Source organism: Limibacillus sp. MBR-115 (assembly GCF_040549425.1).
Classification (GTDB): Bacteria; Pseudomonadota; Alphaproteobacteria; order Kiloniellales; family CECT-8803; genus Limibacillus; species Limibacillus halophilus.
This window is the reverse complement of record NZ_JBEPTJ010000001.1, coordinates 41766-63824: the sequence shown is the minus strand read 5'-3', so window position 1 is coordinate 63824 and position 22059 is coordinate 41766. Positions and strand designations below refer to the sequence as shown.

Sequence of the window (22059 nt, the reverse complement as noted above, 5' to 3'; positions counted from 1 at the left end):
AGAGGTTTTATCGTCGTGCTGGCCCTTCTTTTCCACTGTCATCCCGATAGGGACTGTGTTCCAACAGGTATTGCCGGTCCTGGTCCAGGCTGGCCCGTTCCTGCGTCAGAAACCGTGAAACGGGCTGTGCCAGCGCCGGGTCGGCGATCCAATGCAGGCTGTAGGTATCGACCGGAAGATAGCCACGTTGAATTTTGTGCTCTCCCTGGGCCCCAGCTTCGACGACCTCGAGCCCCTGTTCGATCGCAAAATCAATGGCCTGATAGTAGCAGGCCTCGAAGTGGAGGAAGCGAAACTCTTCGAGACAGCCCCAGTTGCGTCCGTAGAGCCGCTTCTTGCCGATCAGATTGAACGCGCCTGCCACCGGCTCGCCGTCCTTTTCCGCCAGAACCAACAGGACGCGGTCTCCCAGCGCCGAGGATAGCCCTTCGAAGAATTCCTGAGTCAGATAAGCGTGAGCCCATTTCTTGTCCACCGTTGCCAGGTAGAAGCCGTAGAAGTCGCGCCAATGCCGGGCTTTAATTTCGCCGCCGACAAGGTGCCGCAGCGTCACGCCACTGCGGGCGACGGCCTCGCGTTCCTTGCGGAGATTCTTGCGCTTTCGCGAGGTGAGCTTTGCGAGAAAATCGTCGAAACAGCGGTAGCCACGGTTTTCCCAATGGTATTGCATCCCGCGGCGTTTCAAGAGGCCCATCTCTCCGCCTAGCTGCCATTCTTCCGCCGTGCAGAAGGTAAGGTGCAGCGAGGAAAGGCCGTGCTCCCCGGTCAGTCGAACCATGGCGCTGAGCAATGCCTGACGGAGTTGATCGCCCGTTGGCTCACCGGGGGAAAGATCAGGTCTTACCAGCAGTCGGGCGCCGGGTACGGGGGTGAAGGGTACTGCGGATTGAAGCTTCGGATAGTAGCGCCCGCCGGCGCGTTCATAGGCGTCAGCCCAACCCCAATCGAAGACATATTCGCCGTAGGAGTGGCTTTTGACGTAGAGCGGCGCACAGGCCAACAGTCTGCTGGCGTCCAAGGGACTGCGAATGGCAAGATGGCGGGCCATCCAACCGCTATCACGGGTCGCTGCGCCGCTGTCTTCCAGCAGCTTCAAGAAACCATGGCTAAGGGTCGGGTTGGCCGCACCGGCACAAGCATCCCACTGTTGCGCCGCGACATCGGACAAGCTGCCAATCAGGACGACTTCCAAAGGTTGCTCGTTATCGGTTCCGTCCGGCATATTGACCTCTTGGTGCATGATCTATCAGGACAATAAGACCAGCGTCAGCGTCGGGCAAAGGTCGATGCTTGCCCGCGCCTTCATTCTGCGGCTAGGCTCTGTGCTTCCTGAACGATCGTCCAGCGAGATACCAGAGGAGGGCACCGCCATTGGCTGCTGATGCGCAATATGACGTCGTGGTGATTGGAGCCGGGCATAATGGTCTGACTTGTGCCGGATATCTGGCACGCGGTGGGTTGCGGGTGAAGGTCGTGGAGCGACAATCCGTGGTTGGTGGCGCAGCGCTCACCGAGGAGTTTCACCCTGGTTTTCGCAACTCGGTTTACTCTTACGTCGTCAGCCTCCTTTCACCGAAGGTCATCAAGGACTTGGAGTTGGCAAAGCACGGCTTGACGATCCTGGATCGTCCTTCCGGCTCCTTCTCGGCTTTGCCGGACAGTCAGCACTTGCTGCTCAGCCGCAACATGGAGATCGCAAAGCGGGAGATCGCGAAGTTCTCGACTGAAGATGCCGGGGCCTACGAGGCTTTTGACCGCCTGCTTGGCGAATTGGCCGAAGCCTTGCGCGATGTGGTGAACGAGGGGCCGCCAAACTTGGGCGGCGGTCTTGCCGACCTCTGGATTGGTTTGAAGACAGGCAACCGATTGCGCAAGCTCTCAACCAGCAAACAAGGCGCTTTGGCCGAATTGTTCACAATGTCGATCGGTGACTATTTGAACCGCTGGTTCGAAAGTGACCCCATCAAGGGCGACTTAGGGTTTGAGGGCATCATTGGGAATATGGTCAGCCCTTATGCGCAAGGCTCCGCCTACGTGTTGCTGCATCACGCCTTCGGGGAGGTGAATGGCCGCACCGGTGCTTGGGGCCATGCCAAGGGGGGGATGGGGTCCATTACCCAGGCAATGGCAAAAGCTTGCCGAGCACACAATGTCGATATCGAGACCGATGCGGGCGTCCGTGAGGTGCTGACCGAGCAAGGCCAGGCCAAAGGCGTGGTGCTGGAGGACGGACGTGTGATTCGTGCGCGGGCCGTGGCGGCGAACGTCAATCCGAAACTGCTGTTCGGCAAGATGGTTGATGGCGCCTTGTTGCCCGATGATTTCCGCCGGCGGATGGACGGGTGGCGCTGCCGTTCGGGTACTTTCCGCATGAATGTTGCGCTCTCTGAGCTACCGCGTTTTGCCTCGCTGAACGGCGAGGACGACGAGAAGTATCTGACCGGCACCATCAACGTCGCACCATCGCTCCCCTACCTCGAGCAGGCCTACGATGATGCGCGATTGAAGGGCTGGGCGGCGAAGCCCGTTATCTCAATGTGCATTCCGTCGCTTCTGGACGATAGCCTGGCTCCGGAGGGCTGCCATGTCGCCAGCCTTTTCTGCCAGCATTTCAATCCGGAACTCCCCGGCGGCCAGTCATGGGATGCGGTGAAGGAAGGGGTCGCCGATACGATCATCGAGACGCTGGATGCCGTCGCGCCCAATTTCAAGAACGCGGTCGTCGGCCGCCAGGTAAAGTCGCCATTGGATTTGGAGCGCGATCTAGGGTTGATCGGTGGCGATATTTTTCATGGTGCATTGCATCTAGATCAGATTTACAGCTTGCGTCCGGCGGCCGGTTATGCGGATTACCGTATGCCGTTGCCGGGCCTTTATCTCTGCGGATCAGGGGCTCATCCCGGTGGCGGCGTTTCAGGATTGCCGGGACATCACGCCGCCCACGCAATTCTGAAGGACGCAAGGCGTCGCAAGTTATCGGCCTGAGCGACTTGTCGCTGCGGAGTGTAGAGGGAGAGGCCCGTCATGGCGGGAGAGAAGAAGAAAGTCGTTGTCATAGGCGCGGGCGCTATTGGGGTTTGTACGGCGCTTTATCTGCTGCGTGATGGACATGATGTGACTCTGGTCGAAAAAGACGGACCCGCCGAGGGAGCCTCGTTCGGCAACGGTAGCGTCATCGGCGAGGAATCCGTGGCTCCCGTCGCCATGCCGGGAATTTTCTGGCGCGTGCCGAAGATGTTGCTCAACCCGCTTGGACCTTTGGCTGTGCGCTGGTCCTACCTTCCGCAGCTTGCACCCTGGCTGGTGGAGTTCCTAAAGGCCAGCAGCCCGGCGCGCGTCGAGGAGATATCCAAGGCTCTGGCAGCGCTGATGGCCGGCACTTTCGAAGCCTATGATCCTTTGCTGGAAATGGCCGGCGAGCCCGACATGATCCGGCGCACCGGTTGGATGGGGGTTTACGAGACGGAAAAGGGTTTTGCCAACGACAGCCGATATCTGGATATCCAGAAACGGCGCGGCGTCGAGCACGAAATCCTGCAGGCCGAGGAGATCCGGCAGCTTGAACCTAGTCTTGCGCCAATTTTCAAGCGGGCGGTCTACTATCCGAAGGTCGGCTATTCCATCAACAACTACCGCATGGTGCGGGCTTTTGCCGAGGCCTTCCAGCGCGGCGGCGGCCGCTACCTGCAAGCCGAGGTGTCCGGCTTTGACATAGGTGAGGCGGGACCTCGCGCGGTGCGGACAGACAAAGAGACAGTCGCTTGTGATGCGGTGGTCGTAGCCGCTGGCGCCTGGTCCAAACCGCTGGCAGAGGCTCTTGGCGCGCCGGTCCTATTGGATACCGAGCGTGGCTACCATATGACCTATCCAACGCCCGGCGTCGCACCGCGTCTGCCGGTTTACTCAACCGAGCGCGCATTCGTGGCAACGCCGCTGGAGAACGGCTTGCGCGTGGCGGGTACGGTCGAACTCGGGGGCCTGAAAGCAGCGCCTAACTGGAACCGGGCCAAGGTTCTGGAAAGCCATGTATCGCGCTGGTATCCGGATCTCAACACAGAGGGCGGCAAACCCTGGATGGGCTTTCGTCCGTCGATGCCGGATTCCCTGCCGGTGATCGGACGCAGCCCCCGCCATGCCAACGCCTTCCTGGCTTTCGGCCATGGTCACTGCGGTTTGATGCTTGCGGCCAGGACCGGCGCACTGGTCGCGGAAATGGTTTCTGATAAGCCGATGTCGCTCGATATGACACCCTACAGGCCAGATCGCTTCTAATTGCCGTCAGAACCGCCGAAGACCTCTTCGAAGCTGAGCTTCAACGCCGCGTCCAGGTCTTGCAGTGTTACCGGAAGCCCCAGATCGACGAGCGAGGTGACACCATGCTCGCGGATGCCGCAGGGCACGATTCCCTCGAAGTGAGTAAGATCGGGCTCCAGGTTGACGGAAATACCGTGGTAGGTGACCCAGCGGCGCACACGCACACCGATGGCGGCGATCTTATCTTCCCGTCGCTGGCCTTGAGCGTCTGACCCGCGATCGATCCAGATTCCGACGCGCCCGGCGCGCCGTTCACCGTCGACATTGAACTTCGCGAGCGTGCGGATGATCCATTCTTCCAGATTATGGACGTAGCGGCGGACATCCGGGCCGCGCCGCTTTAGGTCCAGCATCACGTAGGCAACGCGCTGGCCGGGACCGTGGTAGGTATACTGGCCGCCGCGACCGGCTTCATAGACCGGAAAACGCGAATCTAGCAGATCCTCGGCATTGGCGCTGGTGCCCGCTGTGTAGAGGGGAGGGTGTTCCAGCAACCAGATGCATTCCGGGGCGATTCCCTGGCGGATTTCCGCCACCCGTTGCTCCATGAAGGCCAGCGCGTCGGGATAGGGAACCAGCGTATCGGTATGCAGCCACTCCGGTGTGTCGGCGAAAACTTTTACTTGTTGTTCGATCATTCGGTAATAACCGGTGGTATCAGCTTGAATTCCTGGGGGGCATTTGCTATCTCCCTCGTCACCATACGGTAAGCCAAGCGTTTGGCAAGCCGGAGGTTGCGTCAGGGTATGCGGTCGTGGCGGAATTGGTAGACGCGCAGCGTTGAGGTCGCTGTGGGCGAGAGCCCGTGGAAGTTCGAGTCTTCTCGACCGCACCATCTGACTGGAACAAAATTCGGCACGAACAGGGCCCGCTTGAGTTTTTTCGGCGGGCTTTCGTTTGAGGTGCCATGCGATTCCGGCAATGATAGACGTCCAATCGAATCGCTCGCTGTTCTGATCGCCTTTCGTAGGCTGCAGCAGCGGACCGTTAGCAGGGGGTTTCATGGCAAAGGATTTTCGCGAAGCAGCACTCGCCTATCACCGGCAGTATCCGCCCGGAAAGCTGGAGATTAAGGCGACCAAACCGCTGGCCAACCAAGCGGACTTGGCGCTTGCTTACTCGCCTGGCGTCGCGGAAGCCTGCCGACTGATCGTCGATGACCCGGATCAGGTGGCCAGCGTCACCGCCCGGGGAAACCTGATCGGTGTGGTTACGAACGGCACCGCGGTTCTGGGATTGGGCGCGATCGGGCCGCTTGCCGCCAAGCCGGTGATGGAAGGCAAGGCCGTTCTCTTCAAGAAGTTCGCCGGGATAGATGTTTTCGATATTGAGGTGGATGAGCGCGACCCGGATCGCTTCGTTGATATCGTCGCAGCCCTGGAGCCGACGTTCGGCGGCATCAATCTGGAAGACATAAAGGCGCCGGAGTGCTTCGAGATCGAACAGCGCTTGCGTGAGCGCATGAACATCCCGGTTTTCCATGACGATCAGCACGGTACGGCCATCATAGTCGCAGCAGCGATCTACAATGGATTGCGGCTGGTCGGGAAGAAGCCGGAAGAGGTGAAGCTGGTGACGTCCGGCGCCGGCGCGGCGGCGATAGCGTGCCTCAACCTGCTGGTGGCTATTGGTGTCAAGCGCGAGAACATCTGGGTCAACGACATCGTAGGGTTGGTCTACGAGGGCCGTACGGAGCAGATGGACCCCTGGAAGGGTGCTTACGCGCAGTCCAGCAATATGCGCAGCCTGGGTGAGGTTATCGAAGGCGCCGATATTTTCCTCGGTCTGTCGGCGCCGGGCGTACTTACCCAGCCCATGGTTCGCAAGATGGCCGACAAACCGATCATCATGGCGTTGGCCAATCCGACGCCTGAGATCATGCCGGAGGAGGCTAAAGAAGCCTCGCCGGGGGCCATCATCTGCAGCGGACGCAGCGACTACCCCAATCAGGTCAATAACGTTCTTTGCTTTCCTTTCATCTTCAAAGGCGCGCTTGACGTAGGCGCCACGACGATCAACGAGGAAATGAAGCTGGCCTGCGTCAAGGCGCTGGCCGATTTGGCCATGGCCGAGCCGTCCGAGGTCGTCGTGCGCGCCTATGGTGAAACGCGGTCTTTCGGGCCGGAATATCTGATTCCAAGGCCTTTCGACCCCAGGCTGTTGGTTGAAATCGCACCGGCGGTCGCAAAGGCGGCGATGGACAGCGGCGTTGCACGGCGACCGATCGCCGACCTCGAAGCCTACAAGGAAAGCCTCAGTCAGTTTGTCTTCCGCTCTGGGCTGGTGATGAAGCCGGTCTTTGATCAGGCGCGCAAGGATCCCAAGCGGGTCATCTATGCCGAAGGCGAGGACGAACGCGTTTTGCGGGCGGTGCAATCCGCAGTGGATGAAGGTATAGCGCGTCCAATCCTTGTCGGCCGCCCCGATGTTATCCATACACGGATTGAGCGGTTGGGCCTGCGTTTGCAGCTCGACAAGGACTTGGAAGTTATCAACCCCGAAAGCGACAGCCGCTACAAGGATTACTGGACCAGCTATCACACCTTGATGGAACGCAAGGGTGTGACCCCCGATGTGGCACGCACGATCGTACGCACGCGCAACTCTGTCATCGCCGCCCTGGCTGTCCATAAAGGCGATGCGGACGCCATGATCTGCGGCGTGGAAGGGCGTTTCAAGAAGCAGGTAGAGCACATTCGCGATGTGATCGGATTGGCAGACGATGCCCATTGCTTCGCGGCCATGAGCCTTCTGATCCTGCCGCGCGGCATCTATTTCATCTGCGATACTTACGTGGCAGGCGACCATAACGTCCAGGAGTTCGTCGAGATCACGCTGATGGCCGCCGCCGCTGTTCGCCGATTCGGCATCGAGCCCAAGGTGGCGATGATCTCCCACTCCAACTTTGGCGCGGAGCCCAGCGAGACGGCGACCAAGATGCGCAGTGCCGTGGCGCTGCTTCACGAGACCCACCCTGAATTGGAGGTGGAAGGGGAAATGCATGCCGATGCGGCCCTTTCCGAGAGTTTGCGCGAAAGGATGTTTCCGAATTCGCGTTTGTCGGGAGAGGCAAACTTATTGATGATGCCGACCTTGGATGCGGCGAATATTTCCTTCAATCTGATGAAAGCGTTGGGAGACGGCTTGCCGGTCGGGCCGATTTTGCTGGGACCGCGCAAGCCCGCGCACATTTTAACCCCCTCCGTGACCGCAAGGGGTATCCTGAACATGACGGCGGTTGCTTCCGTCGATGCGCAGGCGCAGCTTGAGAGGCGGAGTAGCAAATGAAGGGAGGAGGTGGCTGTAGATGGTTGATCGTCCTCCCGAACAGGAGCGACCCGAGGAGAACCCGCCGCAAGAGCAGGTTGGCGTAGGGATAGACACCTCCGCCGAAGGTAGCCTCGTGCTGCCCGAGGAACTTATCAGTTCAATTCACGGGGCCTTGGCGGCCGGTGACGTGCAGCAGGCAGAAGTGCTGGTGCATGCGCTGCACCCGGCCGATGCTGCCGATATTCTCGAAATACTCTCCGCCGACGAGCGCACGTTGCTGGTCGAGATACTGGGTGCGACCATCGATCCGGAGGTTCTCAGCCATCTGGAGCCCACGATCCGCGAAGAGGTGCTTGAACAACTGGGCGCGGAGAACCTTGCCCGGGTGCTGATGCATCTGGACAGCGACGACGCCGTTGAGATTTTCGAGGATCTGGAGGAGGACGCGCAGCAGCACATCCTTTCGGCTCTGCCGCTGGCCTACCGGCACATCCTGCAGGAAGGCTTGAGCTATCCCGAGGACTCCGCCGGTCGCTTGATGGCCCGCGAGTTCGTCGCGATTCCGCAGAGCTGGACCATCGGTCAGACAATCGACTATTTGCGGGCCGCTGAGGATCTGCCGGATATCTTTTACGATCTCTATGTGGTCAACCCAAAGCACAAGCCGGTTGGCATCATTCCGCTGAGCCGCGCCATCGGCGCCCGTCGACCGGAAAAACTGGGCGACCTGATGGATCAGGAGTTGCGCACGATTCCGCTGACGATGGATCAGGAAGATGTCGCCTACATCTTCCGTCAGTACGGCCTGGCATCGGCCCCGGTCGTCGATGCGGCCGGTCGCCTTGTCGGTACGATTACCGTTGATGACGTGGTGTTGGTTATCGAGGAAGAGGCGGAAGAGGACATCATGAAGCTGGCCGGTGTCGCCGAGACCGACCTCTATGACGCAGCGATCGATACGGCAAAGGCTCGTTTTACCTGGCTGTTGCTCAACCTCGGCACAGCCGTGCTGGCGTCACTGGTCATCGGCTTGTTCTCCGGCACCATTGAAAAGGTTGTGGCGCTGGCGGTTCTCATGCCGATTGTCGCCTCCATGGGTGGAAATGCCGGAACCCAAACGCTGACCGTTGCCGTACGTGCGATAGCGATGCGCGATCTGGGCCCTTGGAACGCGCTGAGGTTCGTGGGTAAGGAAGTGATCGTCGGGGCAGCCAACGGTGTTATTTTTGCGTTGGTCATGGGGTTGGTCGCCTGGCTCTGGTTCGACAGCGCCATGATTGGGTTGATTATCGGCGTGGCCATGGTTCTCAACCTTGTGGTCGCCGCTCTTTTTGGTACCTTGATTCCGCTCGGCCTCGAACGCCTGAAGATTGATCCGGCCGTGGCCTCGAGTGTGTTCTTGACTACGGTTACCGACGTTGTCGGATTCCTGGCTTTCCTGGGACTGGCGGCGTTGATGTTGACGTAACGATTTGAATGCTCCGAGGCGTGAAATCCTCGGAATTGGGGAGAGATTACGTTGCTGTATTTGACAGATGAAAAACTGAATCACCTTTTGACATACGAAACCCTCGTTCCAGCACTTAGAGACATGCATAAAGTGCCGCCCGAGGTCTTGGAGGACATGTTGCTGGAGCAGCCGGCCGTTGCCGGTGGCGTGGATAGGATCCTGAACCGGGCGGCTTGGCAGCAGGGTAAAGCCTTGGGCGTAAAGTTGGCGACAATCTTCCCGAACAATGGGAAGGACGGCTCTGATTTACCGTCCATTCAGGCCCTTTACGTTCTTTTTGATGGTACAAACGGTTCGCCACAGGCGGTCATGGACGGCACCGTCCTGACATGGCGCAAGACCGCTGCGGATAGCGCGCTGGGCGCTTCCTTTCTTGCACGCGACGATGTGGAGCACATGGTCATGGTTGGCGCCGGTTCGATGGCGCCGGAGCTGATCAAGGCTCACCTGTCGGTCAGGCCGTCGCTGAGGCGCGTATCGATCTTCAACCGCTCGGCGGGCCGGGCCGACGATCTCGTCGCCCGCCTGTCGACCGAAGTCTCGGGTGTATCTTTCAGCCGGGTCGACGATCTGGAAGCGGCGGTCGGCGAGGCGGACCTGGTTTGCTGCGCGACCATGAGCCAGACACCGGTTGTTTCGGGTGCTTGGCTGAGGCCGGGCACGCACCTCGATCTGATAGGTGCTTACACGGCCGAGATGAGGGAAGCGGATGACGAAGCGTTGCGGCGGGGACGCTTGTTCGTCGATTCGAGAGACACCACGATCAAGCATATCGGTGAACTGATGATTCCACTGCGGACGGGTGTCATCGCGGAATCCGATGTTCTTGCCGATCTGGTCGATCTTTGCCGCGGCGAGGCGCCGGGGCGACAAACCGCCGAGGAAATTACAATCTTCAAGAATGGTGGCGGAGGGCATTTGGATTTGATGACCGCGCGCCATGCGATTACGCGCGCTTCCGAAGAGGGTGTCGCATGAAGACTCATAAACCCATAGATCCGGATTTCCGGCAAAGAGTAACAAACTCATTCCGACAACAAACGGTTATGTCGCTGATCGGCGCCGAACTGACACGGGTCGATGCGGGCTTGGCGGAAATCAGCCTGCCCTACCGATCCGACCTCTGTCAGCAGAACGGATATTTTCACGCCGGGATAACCAGCACGATCGCGGATTCAGCAGGCGGTTACGCTGCTTACACCCTATTTCCGCCGGGCTCGGGCGTTCTGACGGTGGAGTTCAAAATCAATCTTCTGGCGCCTGCATTCGGCGATAAATTGGTGGCGATCGGCTATGTCGTGAAGCCGGGCCGAACCCTAACCGTCTGTGATGTTGAAATTCATGCGGTGCAGAAAGAAGAAGTCACGCTTTGTGCAAAGATGCAACAAACCTTGATCAGGCTCGATCGACGTAAAGAGCCGAGGCCAAGCTAGCAAAAACCTTGATTCCCGGAGGGCAAGAGTGAAGCTGTATTACGCACCCGGGATGGGGTCATTCGTGGTCGAAGCCGTTCTGGCGGAGTTGGACCTTGTTTGCGAGCGGGAAATTGTTGAGGTAGCCAAACATGAGCAGAGCGCTCCGAGCTACTTGGCGGTCAACCCGCGTGGGCAGATACCGGCCTTGGTTCTGGATGATGGAACGGTAGTGACCGAGAGTGCGGCAATCGCGCTATATCTGGCGGAGACCTACGGAAAGGGCCTGCTTCTGCCGCCGGCAGGGTCGCCGGAAAAGGCGTCCTTGTTGCGCTGGTTGTTTTTTGCTTCGGCAAACTTGTACGAAGCGGATCTACACTATTTCTACCCGCATCGTTACACCTGCGATAAAGACGGCGTAGAAGGTGTCAAAGCAGCTGCTGCCGAGGCTTTCCACCGGGCATGCGATATCTTGGAAGCGGCACTTGGTGACGGCCCCTTTCTGTTGGGACAAAGCTTTTCCATCGGCGATCCTTACATCGCCATGCTGACGGAATGGCACTGGGATAAGCCGCAGCTCTTTGCCACGCGCCCGAAGTTGGCGCGGCTGCATGCCGCCGTCGCGTCCCGCCCGCGCTTGGCGGCCTTGTGGGCGCAGAATTTCTGAGCTTGGGGCAGCATTATCCAAGCCTTTGGTTTTTTCCTCATCGGTCCTATCCTGAAGAACGAATGTAATCGAGCCGCACAACGGAGACTTGAATGCTACCGAATCAATTGCCGGGACTGGATTTTGAGCTAGGCGATACCGCAGAAATGTTACGCGACAGCGTCATGAGCTTCGCCGCGGATGAAATCGCACCTCTGGCCGCGGAGATCGACCGGACGGATGAATTCCCTCGCCACTTGTGGCCTAAGATGGGGGCAGTGGGCCTGCATGGCGTCACCGTGGAGGAGACCTACGGCGGAAGCGGTCTGGGTTATCTTGAACATTGCATTGCCGTTGAGGAGGTAAGCCGTGCGTCCGCCTCGATCGGGTTGAGCTACGGCGCGCACTCCAACCTCTGCATCAACCAGATACGGCGAAATGGCAACGACGAGCAAAAACTGCGCTACCTGCCAAAGCTGGTGTCCGGCGAGCACGTGGGTGCTTTGGCGATGAGCGAGCCGGGCTCCGGCTCGGATGTCGTTTCCATGCGCACCCGCGCTGAGAGGAAGGGTGATCGTTGGATTTTGAATGGCACCAAGATGTGGATCACCAACTCCAGCGAGGCCGAAGTGCTGGTAATCTATGCGAAGACAGATCCCGCAGCAGGGTCGCGGGGAATAACCGCTTTCATTGTCGAGAAGGGGTTCAAGGGGTTCCGAGTGGCGCAGAAACTCGACAAGCTTGGCATGCGCGGATCGCCGACCTGCGAACTCGTTTTCGAGGACTGCGAGGTGCCGGCGGAGAATGTGCTGGGCACCGTGGGTGGCGGTGTGAAAGTGCTGATGAGCGGTTTGGATTACGAGCGAGTTGTGCTCGCGGCGGGGCCATTGGGAATCATGCAAGCCTGCATGGATGTGGTGATCCCATACCTGCACGAGCGCAAGCAGTTTGGCCAAGCTATTGGCGAGTTCCAGTTGATGCAGGGAAAACTCGCCGACATGTACACGACCATGAACGCCTGCAAGGCTTACGTCTATTCGGTTGCGAAAGCCTGCGACCGCGGTGAGACGACACGCATGGATGCGGCAGGAGCCATTCTCTACGCTGCGGAGAAGGCAACGTGGATGTCACTTGAGGCGATCCAGTGCCTGGGTGGCAACGGCTACATAAATGACTATCCCACGGGGCGTTTGCTGCGTGATGCTAAGCTCTATGAGATCGGCGCCGGAACCTCGGAGATTCGCCGTTGGTTGATTGGTCGGGAGTTGTTCGAACAAACCGCCTGAGAATAGGGGAGATGCGTTATGAGTAATTCCTTGGATGACAAGACCCCCGAAGAGATCGAAGAGCTCGAGCACGAAGCCGAGGAGGAAGAAGAGGAGGCTAGGCGTGAATTCTTCAGTCTACGGCTGGTAGGCATGCTGGCATTGCTGACACTGCTGATCTTGCTGGCGGTTTTCGGATTCTAGCGCCGAAGGAATAACGCTATGGCGCTACAGATGAAACCCGCTTGCGAGCGTTGCGAAAAGGCCCTGGGGCACGGTGACGATGCGCTTATCTGCTCGTTCGAATGCACCTTCTGCCCGGCCTGCAGTGTCGAGATGGAGATGCGTTGCCCGAACTGCGGCGGCGAACTCGTGACCCGGCCCAGGCGACAGGCGAAATCGCTTACAGCTTGATTTTCACTGTTTCTATTGCTTCAGGGAATATCAGCAACCACATGATAGTCCATGAACCTTACTGGGCTGCGTAGAAACACCCTTTTGCTTGTTCTTTCGCTGGCTGTTCTCAGCAGTCTCTCAGCTTGCGAGAGCCTACGTGCCCGCGCCGAGGGTGGGTCCGGGGGACTTCATTCCTGGGGCGTTGGCATTCGCTTCTGAACCCTGGTCTCAGCTAATCGGCACACCGGATATTTCCTGCTGTAGCTTGCGCCGAATGGCGATAGCGAAAGCCTCGTAGTCGTTCGCGATCTCCAGAAAAGATCCAGGTCCACCAACCACGCCAACCGCGTAGTACCGGTCCAGGTTTTTTTCCTCGTTCAAGATCGCCAGTCCATTGATGACGATACCGTTTTTCGTGGCGCGTGCCCGTGCGAAAGGCGGCGCCTCGCCTTCGTTATGGCGACCATCGCCCGATACGTCGATGACTTGACGTTTCCCCGCCCAGGCGTTTGTAAGCAGCAAGCGTGCGGAAAAATCAATGACATCGCCGACAGCTGTCGGACCGCTGATCTGGCGCGGGGTGGCGGCTAAGAGGCGCGATAACGCAAGGGCATCTTTGCGACTTCGTAGGCGCTGCCAGTCAATGACCTGGCGTTGCGCGTCCGCTCCAGCCCACTGCACCAGTGTCACCACGATGCCGCGCGCGGCATGGGCCTCGATGGCCTTTAGTACCGATGGATGGCTAAAGGCCTGGGACAGGCCTTCCATTTGAAGCTGATACTCGAGAGCGTCCACACTGCTGGAACAATCAACCGCCAATACCAACTCGAGGTCGGCTTCGCCGGTCGAGGCTGGCGTCTGCCCACGCCCAATGAAAGACCCGGGGAGAGAAACGAGTAGAAAAATCAGCAGAACTAACTTCAACGGACTTGCCATGAGGCATGATAGCACAACAAAGTTCTTGAGAGCCGTTACAAGCCGTAACCCAGAATAGGCCGCCTATGAATCAAAGATCCAACGGTATGACCGTTGCCGTCGCCCAGATTGAGTGTCACCCAGGGGCGTTGGCGGAGAACCTGGAGAAACATCTGGAGATGATCTCGAAAGCGCGCGCGGCTGGCGCTGAGCTTTTGTTGTTTCCCGAGTTGTCACTTTGCGGTTACGAGGTTGCCGGCCGTGTGCTGGATGTCGCTATGCCGCGTGATGATCCCCGGTTGGTCAGGTTGGCCGAAGCAGCGGGTGATATGCGTGTTGTCGTCGGGTTGGTGGAGGAGGGCATCGCCGCGCAGTTTCACAACAGTGCATTCCTGTTGGAGCGTGGCCGCGTGGCTTTCATCCACCGAAAGCTCAATTTGCCGACTTACGGTAACCTGGAAGAAGGGAAGCACTTCGCGGCCGGGCGTTATCTCGAATCCTTCGAGTTGGAGGACCGGCGCTGGCGTTGCGGTGTCCTGATTTGTGCGGACTGTTGGAACCCGGCCCTGGTCCATCTGGCGGCTGTCCAGGGAATTACCTTATTGCTTCTGCCGGTCGCATCGGCAATGGAGGCATTAGGCGGCGATTTCTCAAATCCGACCGGTTGGCGCAAAGCTCTGGAATTCTATGGGATGATCTATGGCCTGCCGCTGCTCTTTGCCAATCACTGCGGCGGCAAGCCGGGGATGGCGTTCTGGGGCGGCAGTCGTATTCTCGATGCCTACGGCGAGGCGGTGGCGGAAGCAGGCGATGGAGAAGAATTGCTGGTGGCTGATCTGGATTACGAACAGGTAAAGCGCGCGCGATATCTGCTGCCGACGCTGAGGGACAGTAACCTTGATCTGATCCGACGGGAACTGGAACGGCAGAAAGATATCGTTGGCGTGCCGCCGGAAAGCCGGGAGGTTTGAAGAGCCAAGATCAGCCGGAAATCAGGTGAGAGTTTCTGATTTCCTTGGCATTTGCCCTGGCTTGGCGTAGCTTGAAGCAGTGTGCAGCGGTTGATCTTCGGCGAAACAGGACATTTGCTGTCGGGGATCCTCCAGCGGGCAAGCTACCAGTGATTGCAAACGGTCGGGAGCAACGGACCCATGGGTTTCGGTAGACTTTTACGATTCTTTTGTGTCCTTAGCCTTGGTCTTGGATTGACTTCTGTGGCCTGGACTCCAACCGCTCAGAGTCAGCAAACCGCCGCCGTATCAGCAACACAAACACTGCATGTCAGCGCCGTTCCGGTGCGCGGTGCCGCGCCCTTGAAGGAGTCCATCGCCTACGCGGTGATTGCCCTCGACGGCAAGAAGCGGGGCCAGCTAGTCGCCGAACACATAGGGCCTTCCTTGAAGGTCGATCTTCCTAAGGGGCGGTATCGGATTAGTGCAATTTATGGTAGCGCAGAATCCAAGGCGGATGTCGTGCTGGATAAGGAGCCGCTGTTTCATCAGGCGATCTTCAATTCCGGCGGCATCAGCATGGAATTGATTCCCTATTTCGGCGCCAAGCCGATCCAGGATGATCTGGAATGGATTGTTTGGACTTTCGGCAAGGATTCGAGCGGCAACCGGTGGGAGGTTGCCCGATCTGTAGGGCCGACATCGCAATTCACGCTTCCACAAGGTTATTACGTCGTGACAGCCAAGCATCATGATGCTGTGGCCAAACACACGATCGAGGTGACGGCCGGGATCGATTACAACTACACGATCAACCTCAATGCAGGCACGATGCGTATTTACAGCACGGTGGCCGAAGGGGCGCAGCCGGATAGCACCATTATCTGGAAAGTTTATCCCTATGGGTCCGATGGCTCCGGAGAGCCCTTGGTAACCAAGGCGCCAGGTGAGGACACGTTGCTTTTGCCCGAAGGGCGCTACCTTTTGGTAGGTCATAATGGCGGCAAGCAGATTCAAAAAGAGATCGAAGTGGTTTCGGGCAAAAAAAGCTCGGTCAAAATGAAGTTCTAAGCGGTTCATTCAGCAGGACATCAGGCGCCGGATTCTGCCCATAGGCGAGGCGGCGCCTCAATTTTTGGAATATATTTCGATTATTCTAGAAATACCGTTGAATAAGTTTGAAGGACTGACTATACTCCTGGCATGTCGATTGAGATTACAGCAAAACGCCTAGAGGCGCTCGGTAACAGCAGTCGGTTGGAAATCTTCCGGCTGTTGGTCAAGGCAGGGCGCGACGGTGTGCCGGTCGGGACTGTGCAGGAACGGACCGGAATCGCGCGCTCGACTCTGTCCCACCATCTGCACCGCTTGATCGCTGTTGGTCTGGTAACGCAAGAGAGGCAAGGGACAGTCCTGATCTGTCGGGCGGATTATGACGTCATGGACGAGACAGTCGGCTTCTTGGTGTCTGAATGCTGTATCGGGACAGGTGGCAGGTAAAAATTTTGTCTTCTTATTTCGAATATCTTAGGAGGATCGAATGAGTGAAGTAGTCATGATGAGGTTGAAAGCCGGGTTCCGTAAGCCCGATCTCGTCATCCTCGCGATTGTTGGCGTGCTGCTTCTTTTGTGGGTAGTAGATTCGCCCCAGGCTTTGGAAAGTGCGGCCTTCACATTGGAAAACCTGTGGTGGATATCGCCCTTTCTCCTGGCCTCGGTCGTGATTGCGGGTTACGCCCAGGCGAGTGGGGCAGACAGCTTGATCGCAGGGGTTTTCAAGGGCCGCGTCGTAAGCATGATTTTTCTGGCTGCATTCTTTGGCGGCCTTTCTCCCTTCTGTTCTTGCGGTGTCATTCCTTTGATCGCAGCTCTGCTGGCAATGGGCGTGCCGCTGGCGCCCGTAATGGCCTTTTGGTTATCGTCGCCGGTCATTGACCCTGCCATGTTCGTGTTGACGGCGGGAACCTTGGGAACAGGCTTTGCCGTTGCCAAGACATTGGCCGCGATCGGGGCCGGGCTTTTGGGCGGATTTTTCGTTCATGCAGTGGTGCAAGGCGGATTTTTGCGCGATCAGGTCAAGCAAGGTGCCGGTTGTAACACCGGATGTGGCAGCCCGCTTGCGCGGGCGGGAAAGCCGAACTGGGCTTTCTGGCAGGAAAAGGAACGTCGCGGCCGCTTTGCGACGAGCGCTCTTGATAACACGCTGTTCCTCGGGAAGTGGCTGACCTTAGCCTTTTTGCTGGAGAGCTTGATGCTCGTTTATCTACCCGGCGATCTGATTTCCCAGGTTCTGGGCGGCAGCGGAGTCCAACCCGTCGTGCTGGCAACATTGGTGGGCGTCCCTGCCTACCTGAACGGCTATGCGGCTTTGCCGCTGGTGGCTGGATTGATTGGTCAGGGCATGCAACCGGGCGCGGGGCTGGCGTTTTTGGTTGCGGGCGGTATCACCAGCATCCCGGCTGCCATGGCGGTCTTCGCTCTGGTCAGGGTGCGTTTGTTCCTACTCTACCTTGTGCTGGCTCTCACTGCGTCGCTAGCCAGTGGCCTGATATACAATCTGGTGGTCTAAGGCGTGAGTGAATGATCGTCATGGGGATGGCTGGGCAAACCATCGGCGATCTCGTAGTAATCACCTTTCGAAGCGGTATGGATATGGCCGATCAGAGTGAGGTTGGTCGGCCTATCCAGAGTTCCCGACATTATCGAGACCGATGGACGGGCTTGGTTATCCCAAAAGAGGTTAGAGCCGCAAAACCGGCAGAAACCGCGCCTTATGCCGGGTGAGGAGGTAAACCAAGTGATAGCATCCTCACCCGTAATCCGCAGGTCGCCACGGTTCGCACTGGTAGCCGCAACGTGGTGTCCGCTGGTTCGGCGACACTGGTTGCAGTGACAGGCGACGACCGGGCGCAATGGCCCGAGGACCTGATAGGAAACCGCGCCGCACAGGCAGGCCCCCCGGTTAGTTTCTGTTTTAGCCACTATGTGCCTCCAAAAGTAAAAAAGCCCCTTGGATCATCGCTTTCCAAGGGGCCTTTTTTTACCGTCGTCTTTCCACTACCGCTGTTAGGCCCGCAAACAGGCGTTTTGCGGATCGTAAGGACTTTCCTCCAACACGGTGCAGCGATGCTTGGTGCCCAGGATATCGACTTCCAGTTCTGTTCCGGGCTCCGCCAGGTCCGGGCGAAGCATGGCCAGCATCAAGGTTTTCTGGATGCGGAAGCCATAGCCGCCTGACGTGGCGCGCCCGATCATTTTCCCATCCTTGAAAATCGGGTTGTTGCCGACCGGATCGGCGTCCGTGATATCGTGTACTTCCAGTGTGGCAAAGGCGTTGTCGAACCCCTTCTGCTGCCAGGCGACCAGAGCGTCGCGTCCGATGAAATCGCCCTTGTTCGGATGAACGAAGCGGTGCAGTCCCGACTCAAAAGCGGCGTATTCGATGGATAGTTCGCGGCCCGGTAGACGGTAGGACTTCTCAAGACGCAGCGAATCCATGGCACGGATACCGAAGGGCTTGATGCCAAGATCGGCACCGGCCTTCATCAAGGTGTCGAAGATATGGATTTGGTACTCGATCGGGTGATGTAACTCCCAACCCAATTCACCGACGAAGTTGACGCGAATGGCCCGGCAAGGGGCCCAACCAACCTCGATATCCTGACCGCTCAACCATGGAAAAGCCGCATTCGAGAAATCGGTGCGGGGCGAAACGCGCTCCATCAATTGTCTGGCCTTTGGCCCGGTCAACACCAGTACGCCAATTGAGTTTGTCAGATGGTCGAACCGCACCGAGCCGTCGTCCGGCATGTGCTTCTTCACCCAGTCGTGGTCCAGCCGCTGAAAGCCACCGGCGGAGATCGCATAGAAGCTGTCCTCGCTCTCGCGCATGATGGTGAACTCGGAATGCACGCCGCCGCGGGTGTTGAGTGCGTGGGCCAAAGCGATACGGCCGATTTTCTTCGGCAGCTTGTTGGCCACGAGATTGTCCAGGAATGCCTCCGCACCAGGGCCGGAAATTCGCGCCTTGGCAAAGCCTGAGAGATCAAGCAGGCCGACGTTTTCCATCACATTGGTGCATTCTGCGCCGACATGTTTGAAATAGGCCGAGCGGCGGAACGACCAATCGTCTTGTGGCTCGACGCCCTCCGGCGCAAACCAGTTGGCGCGTTCCCAACCAAAAGACTGGCCGAAAACGGCACCCAAGTCCTTCAGGCGGTCATAAACCGGCGTGCGGCGCAGCGGTCTGGCTGCCTCGCGCTCCTCATCGGGAAAGTGGGTCGTGAAGACACTGGCGTAGGCTTCCTCATTCTTCGTGATGAGGTATGACTTGGTGGCGTAGTCGCCGAAGCGCCGTGGGTCCACACCCAGCATGTCGATAGTCGGTTCGCCTTCGACGATCCATTCCGCAAGCTGCCAGCCAGCCCCGCCCGCGGCGGTGATCCCGAAGCTATGGCCCTCGTTCAGCCAGAAGTTCTTGAGATCCCAAGCCGGACCAATGATGGGGCTGCCATCGGGCGTATAGCAGATGGCGCCATTGTAAACCTGTTTGACACCGACCTCTCCGAAGGCGGGAACGCGGTGAATTGCCGACTCGATATGCGGCTCAAGGCGCTCCAGATCCTCTTGGAAAAGCTCATACTCGCAATCCTCACCCGGCCCGTCGACATAACAGGCCGGAGCGCCGACCTCGTAGGGACCCAGAATGAGGCCGCCACGCTCCTCGCGCATGTACCAGGAGCCATCGGATTCGCGCAGCACGCCCATTTCCGGCAACCCCTGTTCGCGGCGCTTCAGGATCGCTTCGTGAGGCTCGGTCACGATGTACTGATGCTCAACGGGGATGACGGGAACATCCAAACCTACCATCCGGCCGGTCTGGCGGGCGAAGCTGCCCGATGCGGTGACGACGTGCTCGCAGACAATGTTGCCTTTGTCAGTCTGGACTTCGAACTCGCCCGACGGGAGCTTTTTGATGCCGGTCACGGTCGTGTGGCGGTTGATCTCGGCACCCAGCGTCCGCGCGCCTTTGGCCAGGGCTTGAGTCAGATCCGCAGGCTGGATGTAACCGTCATCGGGGTGCTGAATCGCGCCAATCAAGCCGTCGGTGTCGCACAGCGGCCAGATTTCCTTGACCTGCTCAGGCGTCAAAACATTCACTTTGACACCGATGGTGGCCGCCACGCCCGCATACTGGAGGTATTCATCCATGCGGTCTCGGTTGGTGGCCAGCCGGATGTTACTGACTTTTTTGAAGCCGACGTTCTGGCCGGTTTCTTCCTCTAACTCCTGATAGAAGCGAACCGAGTATTTGTGAATCTGGCCCACCGAATAGCTCATGTTGAAAAGCGGTAGCAAGCCGGCGGCGTGCCATGTGGAACCCGACGTTAGCTCTCGCCGCTCCAAAAGCACCACGTCGCTCCAACCCTTTTTAGCAAGGTGATAGAGAGTCGAGACGCCGACGACGCCGCCACCAATTACAACTACACGCGCGTGAGACTTCATGGGTGCTTCCCCCGATTGACTTAATCAGAATATTCTTTCAGGCAGACAATCGGCAAATGCTGCTCGGCCGTCCAGGCAATTTGCGACGCGCCGCTAGCAATTTCCGACATACAGGAGAAAGGGGCCTTTGAAAGAAGGGTACGTTGCCCCCGGTCGCCGCTTCGTTATGCGTAAGCAACGCCGCTTTTCCTCCTAGTCGGGTCGCAGCCTCGCAAGTGTTATAGTGGGTTGGGCATGGATAATCCGCGCGAAACATTCTCCCAATAGAGGACAGGCGTTATGAGTGATCCCACTGAACTATCCGGCGAATCGGCAAGCGGCGGCGCAAGGCGCGGTCGAGGTGGCGGCGGTGGCGGTAGAGAAGCGCGGCGTGCCCTTCGCACCGGTGGCGGCATCAAGCAGCGCAGGTTCATTGAGCGCAAGCTGTCGCCCTTCGAGATTCTGAGCGAGGAGGGGCTCGCCATTATCGAGCAAAATGCCGACATCATCCTGGAAGAGGTCGGTATCGAGTTTCGCGATGACGCCGAGGCCCTTCAGATTTTGAAAGAGGCTGGTTGCGATGTGCAGGGAGAGAGAGTGCGGTTCCCGCGCGGCTTTTGTCGCAAGATCATTCGCGAGAATGCACCGGCTACCTTTACCCAACATGCCAGGAACCCGGAGCGCAGCGTGACGATTGGTGGTAACGCCACCGTCTTCGCACCAGTCTATGGTCCTCCCTTCGTTCGCGATCTGAACGGCGAGCGCCGCTATGCGACGATTGAGGACTTCCAGAACCTGGTCAAGCTCGCCTACATGAGCCCGGCGCTGCACCACTCCGGCGGTACGGTCTGTGAACCGGTCGACGTGCCGGTCAACAAGCGGCATCTGGATATGGTCTACAGCCATATCAGATACTCCGACAAACCCTTCATGGGATCCGTCACGGCGCCCGAGCGAGCGGAAGATTCGGTCGCATTGGCAAAGATCGTTTTCGGTGATGACTTCGTTGAAAACAACACGGTGATGATCAACTTGATCAACGCCAACTCGCCCATGACCTTCGATGGCACCATGCTTGGCGCCTTGAAGGTTTACGCCCGTCACAATCAGGCCGTCATTGTCACGCCCTTTATCCTGTCGGGCGCCATGGCGCCTTGCACGCCAGCCGGCGTGATGGCACAGACCTTGGCCGAGGCGATGGCAGGCATAGCGTTAGCGCAGCTTGTGCGCCCCGGCGCGCCTTGCGTTTTTGGCAGCTTTGCTTCCTCCATGTCGATGCAGTCCGGCGCGCCCACTTTCGGAACACCGGAACCCGCCATGGTGCTTTATGGCTGTGCTGCCCTTGCCCGCCGTCTTGGCATTCCTTTCCGCTCGGGCGGATCGCTCTGCGGTTCCAAACTGCCGGACGCGCAGGCCGCCTATGAAAGTGCAGCGACCCTGCAGCCCACGGTTTTGGGAGGCGTCAACTTTGTCCTCCATGCGGCAGGATGGCTGGAGGGCGGCCTGGTTTCCTCTTTCGAGAAGTTGGTCATGGACGCTGACCAGCTCGGCATGATGCAAACCTTCGCGGAAGGCCCCGATCTTTCCGAGAACGGGCAGGCGATGGATGCAATCCGTGAGGTTGGGCCCGGCCAGCATTTCCTGGGCTGTGCTCATACGCAGGCTAATTTCGAGACGGCCTTCTACCGTTCCAACGTTGCCGACAACAACTCCTACGAGCAGTGGTTGGCCGAAGGCAGCCTGGACGCGGCACAGCGCACGAACAATCTCGTCCGTAAGATGCTGGAGGAGTACGAAGCACCAGTGCTTGATCCGGCGGTCGACGAAGCCTTGAACAGCTTCATCGCGAAAGCGAAGGAGTCCATGCCGGACGCCTTTGCCTGAGCTTCTCCGCGAC

20 protein-coding genes and 1 tRNA gene are annotated in these 22059 nt (G+C 58.5%); 16 read left to right on the top strand and 5 right to left on the bottom strand.

The genetic code is table 11. From position 1 onward, the window contains the following. Window positions 1–7: 7 nt before the first annotated feature. Window positions 8–1222 (bottom strand): GNAT family N-acetyltransferase, encoded by a 1215-nt coding sequence (locus ABIE63_RS00295; RefSeq protein ID WP_354501649.1) that lies wholly within the window; start codon window positions 1220–1222, stop codon window positions 8–10. A 149-nt stretch (window positions 1223–1371) separates the two neighbouring features. Between ABIE63_RS00295 and ABIE63_RS00290 the strand changes: the two genes are divergently transcribed. Both ABIE63_RS00290 and ABIE63_RS00285 read left to right on the top strand, forming a co-directional pair. Further along, window positions 1372–2985 (top strand): NAD(P)/FAD-dependent oxidoreductase, encoded by a 1614-nt coding sequence (locus tag ABIE63_RS00290; protein ID WP_354501646.1) that lies wholly within the window; start codon window positions 1372–1374, stop codon window positions 2983–2985. Between the two features lie 39 nt (window positions 2986–3024). Next, window positions 3025–4272 carry an FAD-dependent oxidoreductase gene (locus ABIE63_RS00285; RefSeq protein WP_354501644.1) on the top strand — a complete coding sequence of 416 codons (1248 nt, stop codon included), beginning with the start codon at window positions 3025–3027 and terminating at the stop codon, window positions 4270–4272. On the opposite strand, the gene lipB is transcribed toward ABIE63_RS00285, so the two are convergent. Beyond that, window positions 4269–4952, bottom strand: a complete 684-nt coding sequence (gene lipB, locus ABIE63_RS00280; RefSeq protein ID WP_354501642.1) for a lipoyl(octanoyl) transferase LipB — start codon at window positions 4950–4952, stop codon at window positions 4269–4271. The two genes, ABIE63_RS00285 and lipB, sit on opposite strands and share 4 nt — an antisense overlap. A gap of 110 nt (window positions 4953–5062) precedes the next feature. Between lipB and ABIE63_RS00275 the strand changes: the two genes are divergently transcribed. The 9 genes from ABIE63_RS00275 (at window position 5063) to ABIE63_RS00235 (ending at window position 12831) form a co-directional block, all read left to right on the top strand. Beyond that, window positions 5063–5149 (top strand) — tRNA-Leu (locus tag ABIE63_RS00275). 167 nt (window positions 5150–5316) lie between these two features. Continuing rightward, on the top strand, window positions 5317–7602 hold the full coding sequence (locus ABIE63_RS00270) for an NADP-dependent malic enzyme (RefSeq protein WP_354501639.1): 2286 nt from the start codon (window positions 5317–5319) through the stop codon (window positions 7600–7602). A 19-nt stretch (window positions 7603–7621) separates the two neighbouring features. Next, complete coding sequence (gene mgtE, locus ABIE63_RS00265) at window positions 7622–9052, top strand: magnesium transporter (protein WP_354501636.1); 1431 nt, start codon at window positions 7622–7624, stop codon at window positions 9050–9052. A 51-nt stretch (window positions 9053–9103) separates the two neighbouring features. Beyond that, window positions 9104–10072, top strand: a complete 969-nt coding sequence (locus tag ABIE63_RS00260) for an ornithine cyclodeaminase family protein (protein WP_354501633.1) — start codon at window positions 9104–9106, stop codon at window positions 10070–10072. Continuing rightward, a complete protein-coding gene (locus tag ABIE63_RS00255; protein ID WP_183415246.1) occupies window positions 10069–10527 on the top strand; it encodes a PaaI family thioesterase in 459 nt (152 codons plus the stop codon). The genes ABIE63_RS00260 and ABIE63_RS00255 overlap by 4 nt, the downstream gene beginning before the upstream one ends. Window positions 10528–10555: 28 nt before the next feature. Further along, the gene (locus ABIE63_RS00250; RefSeq protein ID WP_354501629.1) at window positions 10556–11173 is read left to right on the top strand and encodes a glutathione S-transferase family protein; all 618 of its coding nucleotides are present in this window, start codon (window positions 10556–10558) and stop codon (window positions 11171–11173) included. Between the two features lie 92 nt (window positions 11174–11265). Then, window positions 11266–12438 (top strand): isovaleryl-CoA dehydrogenase, encoded by a 1173-nt coding sequence (locus ABIE63_RS00245; RefSeq protein WP_354501626.1) that lies wholly within the window; start codon window positions 11266–11268, stop codon window positions 12436–12438. An 18-nt stretch (window positions 12439–12456) separates the two neighbouring features. Further along, window positions 12457–12621, top strand: coding sequence for a hypothetical protein (locus ABIE63_RS00240; RefSeq protein WP_183415243.1), 165 nt, complete (start codon window positions 12457–12459; stop codon window positions 12619–12621). An 18-nt stretch (window positions 12622–12639) separates the two neighbouring features. Continuing rightward, window positions 12640–12831, top strand: coding sequence for a DUF1272 domain-containing protein (locus ABIE63_RS00235; protein ID WP_354501623.1), 192 nt, complete (start codon window positions 12640–12642; stop codon window positions 12829–12831). Window positions 12832–13041: 210 nt separating this feature from the next. Here the strand turns inward: ABIE63_RS00235 and ABIE63_RS00230 are convergent, their stop codons facing one another. After that, window positions 13042–13737: a DUF1194 domain-containing protein gene (locus ABIE63_RS00230; RefSeq protein ID WP_354501621.1), complete on the bottom strand. Its 696-nt coding sequence runs from the start codon at window positions 13735–13737 to the stop codon at window positions 13042–13044. 77 nt (window positions 13738–13814) lie between these two features. Between ABIE63_RS00230 and ABIE63_RS00225 the strand changes: the two genes are divergently transcribed. The 4 genes from ABIE63_RS00225 to ABIE63_RS00210 all read left to right on the top strand — a co-directional run bounded on the left by ABIE63_RS00225 (window position 13815) and on the right by ABIE63_RS00210 (window position 17247). Next, a complete protein-coding gene (locus ABIE63_RS00225; protein ID WP_354501618.1) occupies window positions 13815–14699 on the top strand; it encodes a nitrilase-related carbon-nitrogen hydrolase in 885 nt (294 codons plus the stop codon). Window positions 14700–14942: 243 nt separating this feature from the next. After that, window positions 14943–15749: a hypothetical protein gene (locus ABIE63_RS00220; protein ID WP_354501616.1), complete on the top strand. Its 807-nt coding sequence runs from the start codon at window positions 14943–14945 to the stop codon at window positions 15747–15749. Window positions 15750–15881: 132 nt separating this feature from the next. Then, window positions 15882–16178, top strand: a complete 297-nt coding sequence (locus ABIE63_RS00215; protein WP_354501613.1) for a metalloregulator ArsR/SmtB family transcription factor — start codon at window positions 15882–15884, stop codon at window positions 16176–16178. Window positions 16179–16218: 40 nt separating this feature from the next. After that, entirely contained in the window at window positions 16219–17247 is a 1029-nt protein-coding gene (locus tag ABIE63_RS00210; protein WP_354501610.1) for a permease, read from the top strand. Here the strand turns inward: ABIE63_RS00210 and ABIE63_RS00205 are convergent. Then, window positions 17244–17660 (bottom strand): GFA family protein, encoded by a 417-nt coding sequence (locus ABIE63_RS00205; RefSeq protein WP_354501607.1) that lies wholly within the window; start codon window positions 17658–17660, stop codon window positions 17244–17246. The genes ABIE63_RS00210 and ABIE63_RS00205 overlap by 4 nt on opposite strands. 84 nt (window positions 17661–17744) lie before the next feature. Beyond that, the gene (locus ABIE63_RS00200) at window positions 17745–20183 is read right to left on the bottom strand and encodes an FAD-dependent oxidoreductase (RefSeq protein WP_354501604.1); all 2439 of its coding nucleotides are present in this window, start codon (window positions 20181–20183) and stop codon (window positions 17745–17747) included. A 279-nt stretch (window positions 20184–20462) separates the two neighbouring features. Between ABIE63_RS00200 and ABIE63_RS00195 the strand changes: the two genes are divergently transcribed. After that, the gene (locus ABIE63_RS00195; RefSeq protein WP_354501602.1) at window positions 20463–22046 is read left to right on the top strand and encodes a trimethylamine methyltransferase family protein; all 1584 of its coding nucleotides are present in this window, start codon (window positions 20463–20465) and stop codon (window positions 22044–22046) included. Window positions 22047–22059 lie beyond the last annotated feature (13 nt).

Coding starts and splice junctions, on each gene's coding strand:
- ABIE63_RS00295 (WP_354501649.1), bottom strand. CDS start 1,222: ATGCCGGACGGAACCGATAACGAGCAACCTTTGGAAGTCGTCCTGATT.
- ABIE63_RS00285 (WP_354501644.1), top strand. CDS start 3,025: ATGGCGGGAGAGAAGAAGAAAGTCGTTGTCATAGGCGCGGGCGCTATT.
- lipB (WP_354501642.1), bottom strand. CDS start 4,952: ATGATCGAACAACAAGTAAAAGTTTTCGCCGACACACCGGAGTGGCTG.
- ABIE63_RS00270 (WP_354501639.1), top strand. CDS start 5,317: ATGGCAAAGGATTTTCGCGAAGCAGCACTCGCCTATCACCGGCAGTAT.
- mgtE (WP_354501636.1), top strand. CDS start 7,622: ATGGTTGATCGTCCTCCCGAACAGGAGCGACCCGAGGAGAACCCGCCG.
- ABIE63_RS00255 (WP_183415246.1), top strand. CDS start 10,069: ATGAAGACTCATAAACCCATAGATCCGGATTTCCGGCAAAGAGTAACA.
- ABIE63_RS00245 (WP_354501626.1), top strand. CDS start 11,266: ATGCTACCGAATCAATTGCCGGGACTGGATTTTGAGCTAGGCGATACC.
- ABIE63_RS00240 (WP_183415243.1), top strand. CDS start 12,457: ATGAGTAATTCCTTGGATGACAAGACCCCCGAAGAGATCGAAGAGCTC.
- ABIE63_RS00235 (WP_354501623.1), top strand. CDS start 12,640: ATGGCGCTACAGATGAAACCCGCTTGCGAGCGTTGCGAAAAGGCCCTG.
- ABIE63_RS00225 (WP_354501618.1), top strand. CDS start 13,815: ATGAATCAAAGATCCAACGGTATGACCGTTGCCGTCGCCCAGATTGAG.
- ABIE63_RS00215 (WP_354501613.1), top strand. CDS start 15,882: ATGTCGATTGAGATTACAGCAAAACGCCTAGAGGCGCTCGGTAACAGC.
- ABIE63_RS00210 (WP_354501610.1), top strand. CDS start 16,219: ATGAGTGAAGTAGTCATGATGAGGTTGAAAGCCGGGTTCCGTAAGCCC.
- ABIE63_RS00200 (WP_354501604.1), bottom strand. CDS start 20,183: ATGAAGTCTCACGCGCGTGTAGTTGTAATTGGTGGCGGCGTCGTCGGC.
- ABIE63_RS00195 (WP_354501602.1), top strand. CDS start 20,463: ATGAGTGATCCCACTGAACTATCCGGCGAATCGGCAAGCGGCGGCGCA.